Raw genomic sequence first — 12,131 nt, 5'->3', positions numbered from 1 at the left:
TCTACAGGGATATTGGAGATAGTCAAGTGATAATGTGCTAATGATAATCCGTATAGGTGTACCCTGTCCATGAGTTATGGAGGTTCATGTATATGCTATAATTGAGTGATTTAGAGGAAACAACCACATAAGAGTTTTAAAGAAAGAAGGTGAAAACCATGAATAAGCGGAAGGCAATTCTCGAAGCTGCAGTTGAACTCTTTGCCGAACATGGGTATGCAAAAACATCGATGCAGCAGATTGCGGATAGCATCGGCATCTCAAAAGGGTCGCTGTATTCATTTTTTCACTCCAAGGAGGACTTAATCATTTCGATCTATGAGCATTATCAGCAGCTGGTGTTTGAGCGGGCGTACGTTGTCGGCTTGGATGCGAATATGCCAGGAGAAGAACGGCTGGCAAAGCAGTTTAAGGTCCAATTTGAGGGAATAGTGGAATACAAATCTTATATGAAAATGCATATGAGAGGCGATACAACGAAAAACAGCGAGAAATTAGCCGCAATGGAACATAGGATGAGAGGCAGATTATTCAGCTGGCTGGAACACAACCTTCTACAATTGTATGGAGATAAAATCATGCCTTACAAATGGGATCTTATGTGGATGACGCAGTCCATCTATTCCTCCTATATGATGCTGCTCATTTCAACAGAGAGCGGACTTGATCCAGAAGAACTGGGTAATCATATCGTCCGGCAGATCTCCATCCTTGCAGAAGATTACTTCAAAGGAAACAGCACCCCTCTCCTGGATGACGAAATCATGAAGCCATTCTCCGTCAATATGGATCGCGAAGGTACCTTCATCTCCTTTGAAAAACGCGAGGAAGCATGGAAGAACCTGTATGATAAAATTCATTCCTTACCAAGTTCCGGAGAATACATCAACATAGCGGACCGCATCTCCGAAGAATGCCGCAAATCAAAGCCAGATGAACTGGTCATCAAGGGCATGTTCAGTTTGCTGTCTGAGGTCAATGAGTTGAGAAAGGAAGCAGCGGAGTTGGAATTAGAGCTCTTTTCTTAAGAAAAAGACGCCTTTTCTTAAAGTTTGTTGCTATTTAATATAAATTTCCTGAGATATGCCTTGATTCACAGTAAATATACTGGTAATGAAGCTAGAAAAGAGCTAATTCACATCGTTCAGGAAAAAAGCACATGTCTCCAAGGGAAAAATCCGACTCTTTGGATTTTTCCGAGAGCAACAATATATACGAAAACAGCGTAAGAACAAGATACCCTAAAAAAGCTCAGTGTATCTGAGCCTTTTTAGGGTATTCTCATTTGATACTATGATTCAAATATTTCAATGTGGAATATTTTAAGTAGCTTTCTTGTGGTCTAATAAAATGAGGTTTCTACGTAGAAGTTAAGTTTGAGGAGAACTAGGAACACCAAAAAAGTCAGGTAATCCTCTCGTAAGAAAAACATCTGGACTCTGACTTTTAAGCACGTTTAAAATGTTGCATTTCGCTCTCATGCTTAATAGAACGTGCTGCTAGAGTGTCGATTACCCGCTGTTGTCCCTCTAATGTATCTTTTATTTCATCTGTCTTGTTATCGATATGTTTCTCAATGCCTTCAAAGTAAGGACCAAGTCCACTGATTAAATTATCCTTAACAATTGAAACATCTTTCTGAAGTTTAAATTGGCCTACCTTCAGATCATTCGCGTCTTGTATAAGTACTTGCTGGCCTTCGGTTAGAGCATGAACGTCTTGTCTCAATCCTTGTTGACCTTGTCTCAATTCTTGCTGGCCTGTGGCAAGATCATTTACATCTTGTCTCAATTCTTGCTGGCCTGTGGCAAGATCATTTACATCTTGTCTCAGTTCTTGCTGGCCTTTGGTAAGATTATTAACGCCTCCCTTAAGATCTTTCAATTCATTGAGAATTAATGTTAGGGTCTTTTCCATATAAATCACCTCCTTTTTTAACAGTATATCATGATTAATCAGAGAATAAATTGTAAGAAACTAACATTTTTCGCTTCTTTAATGTCTTTCAATAAATTTTTCGTTAATATTAAATTTAGGAATGCATTACTAAATAAAATATACAGATAACACTGAATAAACCTAATAAAGCTATAATAATAGAGAATACCCTTCTCCATTGTTGTCCCCTTAAATATATGTTAGCGAGCAAAAAATAAAGCACACCACTTCCCAATGTAAACAGTGTATATTCCACAAACTCACTCTCATTCATAGCTATTTTTTCACTCTGGTAAAATTCGAAACCGCTGCTCAAAGAAATTGGCAGTGTAAACGGCATTAACAGTAAACCGCCAAATATCACCACTCCTATAAAATTCATCACTGCTCTTACTGAAATCCGGGGTAAGGCAACAGGCTGGTCCACTGGTGAAGTCTTGTAATTTAACTCCATAATTCACCTCTCATAATTGTGTCTGAATACAAGTACGTTTATGAACAAGAATAGTTTCATATATTACAATTTTAGGAAGTGGCCATCCAGTCAATAAAAATGCGATTCCTTTAAACAGTGACTACTAAAGGTTCTGCTCGAAGCAGAAATTGTTATCTTTTTAAAATCCACCAAACAACCAGTAGTAATCCCACTACCAATAGAGCAATATGTAAATACCAATAATCTATAAATAACTCCCACTGCAGACGGTGAATTTCCTTGAGTCTGTTAAAGAGTCTGTTAAAATACTCCATTGGATTTCTCCCCTTCTATGTTTGTAATTACTTACGTTGTTTACAAGAGAAAGTTTCATATTTTTATGGTTAATCTTTATAGCAGGGTTCAGTTGGTCCAGCCCTGTTTTAAAGTTATTAGTCCGAATTTCTTGCTCTCCGTGTAAAACTTGGACACTTTTTAAGAATAATAGTCCAATTTCCAGCCATCCACGTAAAATATGGTCCATTTCAATATTAAATAGACCGTTTATCTTCCTCTCTCCGGGAAATTTGGGTCATACCCGCTAAAAATAGACCGCATTTCTTGCTCTCGTCTTAGAATTTAGTCCATTTCAATAAAAAATAGTCCATTTTTCTAACTCCCCCTGTAAAATCTGGTCCTTTCCCAAAAAGACAAACCTTTCTCTGACAGGCCTGTAAAACCCAGTCCCCATCCCCGATAACATCATCTCCCCTCCTGCCCACCCTGTAGCAAAAGCAGACACAAATTATTTTCCCAACTTCATACTTTCCTCACAATTGCCTGCTATAATCTACGAGTCTTGTATTCTGACCCTAAGGAGAAACTATATGAAACTAGTGAAAAAGTTTAACACTACAAATGAAACAGAGAAAAAACCTGATTCCGCGTTATACCGCACAATCTGGAGATGGCATTTTTACGCTGGGATCATTTTTGCTCCGTTCCTTGTCATTTTGGCTGTGACAGGCTCGGTTTATTTATTCAAACCTCAGATTGAGCAGGTTCTTTATAAGGAGTATTTTGAAGTGACTCCGCAAGAAACAAGGGGCTCGGCTACACAGCAGCTGGAGGTAGTCAAACGGCTTTATCCGAATGCCGTGGTAACGAAGTACAGCCCAGGCGAGAACCCCTCTCGTTCCAGTGAAGTGGGCATTACCTCGAATGGGAAGTCACTGACTGTCTTTATGGACCCTTATACGGGGAAATCTATTGGCTCTCTGGACAATGATGATCGAGTGATGAATAAGATTGAAGAAATACATGGAGAATTAATGGCGGGAACACTCGGGGACCGCATCGTTGAATTGGCTGCCTCCTGGGCTATTGTGTTGGTCGTTACAGGGGCATTTCTATGGTTTCCGCGCACCAAGGAGAAAGTGTTAGGGGTGTTCATCCCACGTTTTACAAAAGGAAAAAGTATCATGCTTAGAGATTTGCATGCCGTCCCTGCTTTCTGGATTTCAGCAGGAATGGTTGTCTTGATCATGACGGGACTGCCTTGGTCCGGTTTTTGGGGCAGCAATTTCCAAACGATCGCTACCAATTCCGGTGCTGGCTATCCGCCATCAATCTGGGCAGGCAGCGCGCCGGCTTCCACTGTGCAAACAAAAGATATTGCCGATGTACCATGGGCAGCAGAAACACTGGATGTCCCTAAATCAGATATCCAAGGATTTATTCCGATGTCAGTCGATGAAATCATGAAAGTTGCTGATCGTGAAGGCGTCCACCCGAGTTATACAATAAGAATTCCCAGCGAAAAAGAAGGCGTCTACACCATATCTGCGTACCCTCCAAAAGCCCAGGATGAAATCACCATGCATGTTGATCAGTACTCGGGTGCCGTGTTGACGGATTATCGTTACGATAATTATGGCTTTGTTGGAAAAATGGTAGCAATGGGCATTACGCTTCACAAAGGAACACAATTTGGATTCATCAATCAATTGTTCTCCCTGTTCATCTGTTTGGGAATCATCCTGGTAGCCATCAGTGGTTTTGCCCTATGGCTGATACGGAAACCTACCAAGAAAATGGGCGCACCCAAAGGACCAAGAACGTTTAAAAAGAAGACCTTTTTTACGATATTAGTTGCTCTTGGGGTCTTGTTTCCACTAGTCGGTCTGTCACTCATTGTTGTTTGGATTGTTGACTGGATTATTATCCAAAGAATCCCGGCAGTAAAAAGGTTTTTGAATGCATAATGAAGGAGTCAATAGCCATGAAAAGACTGATGGTTAGTATAGTATTTTTTAGTTTTCTGTTAAGTGCCTGCACTCTCGATGAGAATGCAGCTGATTTATATAAAAAAGAACTACCGCTGGAGGCAAAAGTTTTCTTGCCAGAAGAGTTTTCAGGCGGAAAAGAAACCATTGAGGTGATCCTTACTCAATATAGAAAAAAAGTAGATGAACCAGATTTTGTTCACTTTGAAATTTGGAAGCAGGATGGGTCGGTCCATTATCCTATGGAGGAAGCGGAATCACTTGGTAATGGAACCTATAGTGTTACCAAGGATTTTGAAAGTGACGGTTTATACTATGTAAAAGTACATGCCGGCAGCAGCGGGTCCATCATCAGCCCGCAAATGCAGTTCATTGTCGGAGAGCTTTCTAAAGAAGAATTGGACTTCTTGCAAAAAGGCTTGAAGACTGAGAGCCCGGTCAAAGAACCTCATCACTAATTTAAAGAAGAATTTAGGGTGACCGCCAGCTAAATGAAACAACTTCTGCTCGATTAATAAAACACTTCACAATTAATTACTAGCAAATCTTCTGCTCAATACTAAAAACCCCCACTTTTGGTGAGGGCCATGTAATTATAATTCGTATTAGGCAGCAGGCGGCAAGGTTAAGTAATATACACTTGAAAAGAATAAAAAAGCAATCAATACCGCTCCATACGCCTTCCATGTTTTTATTTTTTGTGAGATTTGTAAAAAACGCACCGAAACAAAATACATCCATAATAAAGAGATTAGCAGAAGAATTATCATTATCAGGGACAGTTGTTCACCTGTGCTTAATGCAACTACAGAAGGCAAGCCAACAATGGAAGGAACAAGAGCAAATGCGGTAAGCCGGTTTATAATGCCCATAAACCCCTTTCCGCCGAATGCTTTTCCTCCTGCCCACAATAAAAGCGTAAGACCCAGTCTGGTAAGATACACCATCCCCGTTCCTGAAAGAATGAGGAACAGGTAGACAACTGACTGCAATGTGGAAGAGTCGAATGTTATATATTCTTCCGGCACTCTAAAGTAAATGACCGATCCATAACAAGCGCCAACGATAAATGTAAAAATAAATGCCCATTTGTTATAAGATTCATTGGAAGCAAGCTTTTCTGTCGCTTCCTTATCCAACAAAATCGCTCGAAAAATAGATGATAGCTGATTCATAATGTCTCTCCTTTGCCAGGAAAAGAGAAGGAAGGAATCCCCCCTTCTCCTTTATGTTAGTATTGCCAAGGTGTCAAGGCCCAAATTAAAGTCAAGGCACTCGCGATTACGACAATAATGGCACCAGTCAGGCTGTTGTATCTGGCTGGATTCACATCGCTCCATCCGTGAATGCGTTCAATCAATTTGTGGTCTTGAAGTGTTGTCAATTTGTTTTGCAGTGAAGGCATTTTGTTTGTAATCATGGAAACCACCACTAAAATGATGAAAGCAATTGGCACGCATAGCATAGCTCCTGATAAGCCCAAGCTGTCTGTCAGCCCGTGACCGCTCACAACAATACTTGGAAAAACAAATGGAGAAACGATAACGTAAATGGCTCCGGAAATAACTACAGATGCAATGGCCCCATATTTATTGGCGCCCTTCCACCAAACTCCCATCAGGATAATCGGGGCGTTCGTAACCGCCGCAAGGCCAAATGCCCATAGAATACTCACTACAAGGAAGGCAGGCGGTTTTACTGCAAGCAGAACGCTTGTCAGTCCTCCCAAAGCAATGGCTGCGTAACCCAAACGCATCTTTGTTTTGGAAGTGATATTCGGTAATAATGTTGCAAAAATATCTTGTGATAAAAGAGCTCCAATTGCCAGCAGGTTGCCGCTTAATGTGGAGACACCAGCAGAAATGGCACCCGCAATAACCAGTGCTGTCACCCATTCAGGATTATAAACAAGATTCAGAATGATGGTAAGTTTGTCAGCGTCTGCTGCCGAAATCATATTGCCGTTGCTGCTGTTAAAGAACACACCAGCAAATCCCATGGCATAAGTTGCCGAGAATACCAATCCAAGAACCAAAGCAAACCAGATCATTGCCTGGCGTGCACTTTTAAGACTTGAAGCAGTATAAATACGCATGGCCAGATGAGGTAAACCTAAAGAACCTAATGTCATGGCCGGAATGAGGGCAAAATACCATTTTGCATCAAATTGATAATCAAAAAAGTCTGGAACCGCTTTCAACATTGCCGGCACCATATCCGAGTAAAACAGAGGCGGGAAGAACCAGCCGGAAGAGCCCATGGCCTTCATAATTGCACCAAGCGGTACAACAAACATGAGGGCAATAATAACCATTTGGACTGCGGCATTGTTCGTAGCCCCTCTCATTCCGCCAATAGTTACATATCCAGTAATCAAAAGCCCGCCTACAAATAAACCTGTCATATAAGGGATACCGAAAAGCATCTCAAATGTCTTTGCAATACCGATCATTTGCCCTAATGCATACATAATGGAAATCAAGATCATCCATAGAGCAACGATGACAGCTGCGGATTTCCCATAACGTTCTTTAACAAAGTGTGCTGGTGAAAAAGCACCCATTCTTCTCAAACTCGTACCGTAGATAATTGTGATTAATGGGATTGCCAATATTAATTGAATCCATAAAAATACGAATGGTGCTTTTAAATTAAGGATGAGTCCGGTTACACCCAGGAAAGTCGCCAAGCTCATATATGTAGCAGCCATTGCAAGGCCATTCGTGATAGCCCCCACTCCACCTCCGGCTGCATATAAATCTTCAACCGATTTACTTGTTCTATTTGAAAACCAGCTAATTCCGTAAAATAATACGAAGGTGATCGCTACAACAATAAGTCCAATGATTGGATTCTCTAATTGCCAGTTCTGCTCCATTTACACAGCCTCCTTATCCACATTACCTTTTAGCTGCTGGTTCCGCTTATCCTCAGCTTCAATAGCAGCATCAATTTTATTGCCGAGTCTGCCAGCAACAATTGTTAACAGCACGACTCCAAACCAGCCTACAACCACCGGAACGATATACATTATCGGGAAACCAAACCAATATCCCTCTACAGGAAAAATGGTAAAGATCAGCCCCATGTTCCCAGCAACTAAAAATAGTACAGTCATTCCGATCGTAAACCATACTTCTTTTTTATAAGCTCCCATACTAGTCCTCCTAGCTTTTTAATTTTGTGAGCGAACGCTCAATCGTTTTATGTTAGAAAACAACCTCCTATCCAATTGGTGTGTTATGTATAACAAAGCTGTCTTATGTGACTATTATACAACAAACTTATTAGAAAATTGCAAATTTTTTTATTTTATTAGAGAATCCTGAAGTTTGTATTTTCATTGCCGATAGTTAAATAGAACTCTCTATCCCTTAATTATTATTATTGAAATATAATTATTTAAAGCTCAGCCCATATAAAAAAGCTTATCCAGTCCAGGACAAGCTTTATCAGCACCACTACTTGCTAGTGCGTGTGAATTTTTGAGTGAAATAGAATGCTAAGGTTGCAACGATTAATGACAACAGGAATCCAATAGTTGTAACTTGTCCAAACTCTACTTCCTGTGGTAATCCACTGGTGCTGGCAGGGAAAGTAGGAGCATAAAGTGCTGTCAAAACCCAGCCCGCTAAAACTTGTACAATTACATACATCAAAATAAAACTAATAATAAATATTACATATTTTTTCACCTATTTTCACCTGCCCTTTTCCTATTTACGTACCACTATGTAAAAAGTGTCTTCTGAAAGACTCTTTTCTTAAGCTTTGTTGCTGCTTACTATGAGTCTAATAATGCATCTATAGAAGATCCTGCTAAGAAATACAGCCTTCCCATGAAGTTATAACAAGTTTTCGAATAAAGCTTTTATCATTACCAACCCCATAATAACAGCGGTGCCTATAAGGAAATAACCTTGCCAAACCTGTCTATCCAGTACTTTTCCGATTCCTATCAGGAGAAAAAATACCGATAAAAAAACAGGCATCAAATTGGTGGGGATCTCAAAATCTTTAACAAAGAAGTGAATTAACATTAACCCAATTCCAATGATAATGAAAATATCTATAATTTTTTTAATCATGTTTAAGCTCTCTCCTTTTATTCCAGGAAACCACATTAAAATATATCTTCAGGGCAATGTGTTTCAGCAGAAAGAACTAAGCAATCCAGTATTGAACCACAATTATGAATGCCGTTAATACCAGAAGCATTTCGGCTATCGTTAATATCGCTTGTTTTGGAAATTCACTATATTTCAGCTCGAAAAATGCCCTTACACCATAGTCTAATGTGAATAGTATTATGACTGCGATTAAGTATAGATTGATTAAACCTTTATTGATTATCAGTAATGCCATAACCATTAGGGTAGGTGCAGTTACTATCCTCACCCATTTATCAACTTTACGATGAGAATCATTAATATAATTATAGGAAAATAAATTCTTTTTAACCTTCTCTATTTTGAAAGTTTTTCTTAATAGGAACTTAACAGCTGAGACTATGGCAAACACAATTAGTACAAACAATCCAAATTTTACCCAGAGCACATTTATCCCTCCTGAATTCAACGAGTTAATGTAAGAAAGTATTCTCTAATATCCTCAGGCAGCTCATCAACTCTAAGCACCTTTAATCGTTCAGTTCCCGGGGTAGTCATAATTAGATAAGATTTTTCTTCATATTGGAATAGGGTAAATTGATTTACACTGTTCGCGGACGTATCCTTCATAAACATATAATCCTTTTCTTTAAAATTCTCTCCGTACCCCTCTAACACCAAAGACTGCACATCTTTATAATCATCTGCAGTTGAAATGGTTTGATATAGCTCAAGTGAATCTTTAGGGGTGAAAAAAACTACATAATACAGAGCAATGCCTACAATTACCAATGCTGCCGCTAAGAAAACGGTCCAATCTTTTACTGTTCTTTCCTTGCTGAATTTGATATGTTTATCCCCCTCTATGAGCACCCTTTATTCCTTGGTTAATGTAAATGTTTCAGAAACATCATTCCATTCTACTGTGACTTCAATTTCAGTATCTTCAGGAATCTCCGCATTTCTTGTTCTGGATTCCGTGGTATCTCTGATAGTGCCATTACCCGCCAATGATTCTCCCTCTCTGCCAAAACCACTGCCTATGCTGTCAACGCTATAGGCAATCTCCCCAACAGACTCAACTTCATCGCCTTTATATTTCAGCAAGAAATCCTGACGTTCAAAAGTATCGCTATTTTGGATGAATTCCAATTCAGCCTTCCAGTTATCTGTTTATCCTGAAAAGGTAACTTCTCTAGAATTGCAGGCCGCTAACAATGATAAAGATACAATAAGAATCACCATTCTTCGAAACAATTTAATCCCTCTCCTTTAAAATAATATCACCTTTGAATTAGAAGAAATCAAAGGGTAATTAGTTTCATTTAAACATATTATAATGAATATTCAGGTTTATAATGGTATCATAATATAATTTTTTAACAGTTTTTAAGCAGACCAAAAATGAAGTTCTTCATCAGTAGTTTTAATTGAATTTATAGTAGAGGGATGTGCCCAAACGCTTTACACACTCCCTCCATATTTTTACGTTTTATCTATACGAACTTTAGGGTAAGTAATAGAGTAGTAGAGAATAATTCAATAGGAGGGTTACTGATGAAAAAAATGACTAAGAACGTTATTATTGGATCTGCCGTTTCCGCCGGAGGAGCTGCACTGGCCACTGCGGTTTACAAGAAAAAAAAGAAAGACAAATTCGAAGTAGACGAAGATGTTGACTTGATGAATAACACGAAATATGACGAAATGGAAAGTGTCGATGCCGACAAGTCAGACGCTGAGAAAGGACTGTCTGAACTGGACCATACCTACCGCGAAGAATGGCAGGCAAACGGTTTTCCGCAGACTCATATGGAAATAGAAAAGTTGAAAGAAGAAGAGAATGAAAATAACTGAGGCATTTTTAAACCCCAAAACGGTCAGTGCCGCTGACCGTTTTTTTGTTGTTCCCTGAACGTCCATTCCACCAGAAAAAATATCCATTTCAAACCTTATTCTCAACTTTTATAAGATATTGCAATTCTTCACCACTATCAAGCACAGCCGTCTATATTCCTAAACTTAAACCATGTGTTTGAAATCTTTAACCATCCCTATAAATTTCTCCTTTTCCTCCCTGCATTTTATAGAAGATTCTGTATTTATTTTACCATATATATTCCAGTTTGATGCTCCCTATTCAGCTGAAAAAATCTACCTGGACGAAAATAAAGAATGCCAAAATCATCGGCATTCTTCTTCCGTGTGCTATAACCCTCAGAACACCATTCTAACAATTAACTATTAGTCAAACATCCGAAGCATCATCGTAGTCATAACGAAAACCGTCCTGATTTGCCGATACTTCCATTTCACTGTTGCCTTGGAATTTCTGTAGCACCTTTTGATATTGAAAGACTGCGTGATGGTCCTTCGTATTGGCACATGCTGTTTTTAAGGCCTGCTCGATGATTGCCTGGTCTTCTTTGGTGAAATTCATCCTTTATACCTCCTGCCAATTTTCACTGATATTACCTTTTGTTGTTGTGAAGAAGATTATACCTGACTCCTGGCATTAAATAATGTTTTAGAGGACATTATTTAGGATAACAAAATAATAGAACACCAAAATATTACTAGGAGGAGTTAAGATGAATAACACAAAAAAACTTTCAACTATCGCTCTTACCGCAGGTGTAATGTTCGGTGGAAGTGCAACAGCCAGCGCGGATGAAGTTGTCATTAAAGAAGGTGACACAATCTGGGGAATTGCTTCAGAGTATAACGTCGATGTGAATGATTTGATGGAAGCGAATAATGATTTTGATCCACTCGCCCTTCCTATTGGAGAAATTCTTGATGTTGATACAAGTGAAGATGTTCACGTTGTTGGAAATGGAGACACATTAGAAACCATTGCGGCTGACAACGACACCACTGTTGATGACCTCATTACTATGAACCCTGGCATCGATCCTTATCTTCTTTTACCGGGTGATGGTATTGTCATCGGTAACGGCAATGATGAACTGGTCATTGCTCTCGAGGATGAAAACCAAACGGCGAATAATCCGCAAGATAGCAATGTTGATGTTAATACTTCAGAAGATAATAGTGCGGATCAAGATTCAGTAGAAGAAAATAATTCAAATGAAGATAGCACCAGCGAAAACAACGCTGATGAAACAGAGAATTCCACGAATGAAAATGACGCTATCCAAGAAAATGCTGATGTAAATACTAATGAAGAAAGTAATACTGAAGAGAATATTTCGGATGAAAATCAATCGGAAGAAGCAGAAACTTCTGTAGACCAAAATGATGTTGAAGAAGACGACGACATGATGAACCAATATCAAGGTAAGTAATTCTATTCCTAAGACAGAATGAGCTATGAATACTTTAATTTAAATGAAAGAACAGCAGGAATCGCCCTGCTGTTCT

General features: G+C 39.2%; 16 protein-coding genes. 5 read left to right on the top strand and 11 right to left on the bottom strand.

Annotation, left to right across the window (positions count from 1 at the left end; translation table 11 throughout):
* Positions 1-158: 158 nt before the first annotated feature.
* Positions 159-1,028, top strand: a complete 870-nt coding sequence (locus BSG1_RS03105; protein WP_006835368.1) for a TetR/AcrR family transcriptional regulator — start codon at positions 159-161, stop codon at positions 1,026-1,028.
* Positions 1,029-1,446: 418 nt separating this feature from the next.
* On the opposite strand, the gene BSG1_RS03100 is transcribed toward BSG1_RS03105, so the two are convergent.
* A complete protein-coding gene (locus BSG1_RS03100; protein WP_006835367.1) occupies positions 1,447-1,917 on the bottom strand; it encodes a hypothetical protein in 471 nt (156 codons plus the stop codon).
* Positions 1,918-2,032: 115 nt separating this feature from the next.
* The gene (locus BSG1_RS03095) at positions 2,033-2,392 is read right to left on the bottom strand and encodes a hypothetical protein (RefSeq protein ID WP_006835366.1); all 360 of its coding nucleotides are present in this window, start codon (positions 2,390-2,392) and stop codon (positions 2,033-2,035) included.
* An 848-nt stretch (positions 2,393-3,240) separates the two neighbouring features.
* Between BSG1_RS03095 and BSG1_RS03090 the strand changes: the two genes are divergently transcribed.
* Positions 3,241-4,617 carry a PepSY-associated TM helix domain-containing protein gene (locus BSG1_RS03090; protein WP_006835363.1) on the top strand — a complete coding sequence of 459 codons (1,377 nt, stop codon included), beginning with the start codon at positions 3,241-3,243 and terminating at the stop codon, positions 4,615-4,617.
* Positions 4,618-4,634: 17 nt separating this feature from the next.
* Complete coding sequence (locus BSG1_RS03085; RefSeq protein WP_156791356.1) at positions 4,635-5,096, top strand: FixH family protein; 462 nt, start codon at positions 4,635-4,637, stop codon at positions 5,094-5,096.
* Between the two features lie 147 nt (positions 5,097-5,243).
* On the opposite strand, the gene BSG1_RS03080 is transcribed toward BSG1_RS03085, so the two are convergent.
* The 8 genes from BSG1_RS03080 to BSG1_RS03045 all read right to left on the bottom strand — a co-directional run bounded on the left by BSG1_RS03080 (position 5,244) and on the right by BSG1_RS03045 (position 9,899).
* Positions 5,244-5,813, bottom strand: coding sequence for a YIP1 family protein (locus BSG1_RS03080; RefSeq protein ID WP_006835361.1), 570 nt, complete (start codon positions 5,811-5,813; stop codon positions 5,244-5,246).
* A gap of 56 nt (positions 5,814-5,869) precedes the next feature.
* On the bottom strand, positions 5,870-7,516 hold the full coding sequence (locus BSG1_RS03075; RefSeq protein WP_006835360.1) for a sodium:solute symporter family transporter: 1,647 nt from the start codon (positions 7,514-7,516) through the stop codon (positions 5,870-5,872).
* Complete coding sequence (locus BSG1_RS03070; RefSeq protein ID WP_006835359.1) at positions 7,517-7,795, bottom strand: hypothetical protein; 279 nt, start codon at positions 7,793-7,795, stop codon at positions 7,517-7,519. It lies immediately after the preceding gene.
* 304 nt (positions 7,796-8,099) lie between these two features.
* Positions 8,100-8,333: a hypothetical protein gene (locus BSG1_RS03065; protein WP_006835358.1), complete on the bottom strand. Its 234-nt coding sequence runs from the start codon at positions 8,331-8,333 to the stop codon at positions 8,100-8,102.
* Positions 8,334-8,483: 150 nt separating this feature from the next.
* Positions 8,484-8,726, bottom strand: a complete 243-nt coding sequence (locus BSG1_RS03060; RefSeq protein WP_044022257.1) for a hypothetical protein — start codon at positions 8,724-8,726, stop codon at positions 8,484-8,486.
* A 76-nt stretch (positions 8,727-8,802) separates the two neighbouring features.
* Positions 8,803-9,195, bottom strand: a complete 393-nt coding sequence (locus tag BSG1_RS03055) for a DUF4181 domain-containing protein (protein ID WP_044022256.1) — start codon at positions 9,193-9,195, stop codon at positions 8,803-8,805.
* Between the two features lie 17 nt (positions 9,196-9,212).
* Positions 9,213-9,620, bottom strand: a complete 408-nt coding sequence (locus tag BSG1_RS03050; protein ID WP_006835355.1) for a hypothetical protein — start codon at positions 9,618-9,620, stop codon at positions 9,213-9,215.
* A 3-nt stretch (positions 9,621-9,623) separates the two neighbouring features.
* Positions 9,624-9,899 (bottom strand): hypothetical protein, encoded by a 276-nt coding sequence (locus BSG1_RS03045; RefSeq protein WP_006835354.1) that lies wholly within the window; start codon positions 9,897-9,899, stop codon positions 9,624-9,626.
* 405 nt (positions 9,900-10,304) lie between these two features.
* On the opposite strand from BSG1_RS03045, the gene BSG1_RS03040 reads away from it, so the two are divergent.
* Positions 10,305-10,604, top strand: coding sequence for a hypothetical protein (locus tag BSG1_RS03040; RefSeq protein ID WP_006835353.1), 300 nt, complete (start codon positions 10,305-10,307; stop codon positions 10,602-10,604).
* Positions 10,605-10,995: 391 nt separating this feature from the next.
* Here BSG1_RS03040 and BSG1_RS03035 read toward each other — a convergent pair whose 3' ends face one another.
* Positions 10,996-11,187 carry a hypothetical protein gene (locus BSG1_RS03035; RefSeq protein WP_006835352.1) on the bottom strand — a complete coding sequence of 64 codons (192 nt, stop codon included), beginning with the start codon at positions 11,185-11,187 and terminating at the stop codon, positions 10,996-10,998.
* A gap of 151 nt (positions 11,188-11,338) precedes the next feature.
* Between BSG1_RS03035 and BSG1_RS19685 the strand changes: the two genes are divergently transcribed.
* Positions 11,339-12,055, top strand: coding sequence for a LysM peptidoglycan-binding domain-containing protein (locus BSG1_RS19685; RefSeq protein WP_006835351.1), 717 nt, complete (start codon positions 11,339-11,341; stop codon positions 12,053-12,055).
* Positions 12,056-12,131: the final 76 nt, after the last annotated feature.

This window comes from Bacillus sp. SG-1, from assembly GCF_000181495.1.
GTDB lineage: Bacteria > Bacillota > Bacilli > Bacillales > Bacillaceae_B > Rossellomorea.
This window is presented reverse-complemented; position numbering and strand designations above follow the sequence as displayed.

Bases quoted from the DNA above. Each gene is read 5' to 3' on its own strand.
- BSG1_RS03105 (WP_006835368.1), top strand. From the start codon at position 159: ATGAATAAGCGGAAGGCAATTCTCGAAGCTGCAGTTGAACTCTTTGCC.
- BSG1_RS03100 (WP_006835367.1), bottom strand. From the start codon at position 1,917: ATGGAAAAGACCCTAACATTAATTCTCAATGAATTGAAAGATCTTAAG.
- BSG1_RS03095 (WP_006835366.1), bottom strand. From the start codon at position 2,392: ATGGAGTTAAATTACAAGACTTCACCAGTGGACCAGCCTGTTGCCTTA.
- BSG1_RS03090 (WP_006835363.1), top strand. From the start codon at position 3,241: ATGAAACTAGTGAAAAAGTTTAACACTACAAATGAAACAGAGAAAAAA.
- BSG1_RS03085 (WP_156791356.1), top strand. From the start codon at position 4,635: ATGAAAAGACTGATGGTTAGTATAGTATTTTTTAGTTTTCTGTTAAGT.
- BSG1_RS03080 (WP_006835361.1), bottom strand. From the start codon at position 5,813: ATGAATCAGCTATCATCTATTTTTCGAGCGATTTTGTTGGATAAGGAA.
- BSG1_RS03075 (WP_006835360.1), bottom strand. From the start codon at position 7,516: ATGGAGCAGAACTGGCAATTAGAGAATCCAATCATTGGACTTATTGTT.
- BSG1_RS03070 (WP_006835359.1), bottom strand. From the start codon at position 7,795: ATGGGAGCTTATAAAAAAGAAGTATGGTTTACGATCGGAATGACTGTA.
- BSG1_RS03060 (WP_044022257.1), bottom strand. From the start codon at position 8,726: ATGATTAAAAAAATTATAGATATTTTCATTATCATTGGAATTGGGTTA.
- BSG1_RS03040 (WP_006835353.1), top strand. From the start codon at position 10,305: ATGAAAAAAATGACTAAGAACGTTATTATTGGATCTGCCGTTTCCGCC.
- BSG1_RS03035 (WP_006835352.1), bottom strand. From the start codon at position 11,187: ATGAATTTCACCAAAGAAGACCAGGCAATCATCGAGCAGGCCTTAAAA.
- BSG1_RS19685 (WP_006835351.1), top strand. From the start codon at position 11,339: ATGAATAACACAAAAAAACTTTCAACTATCGCTCTTACCGCAGGTGTA.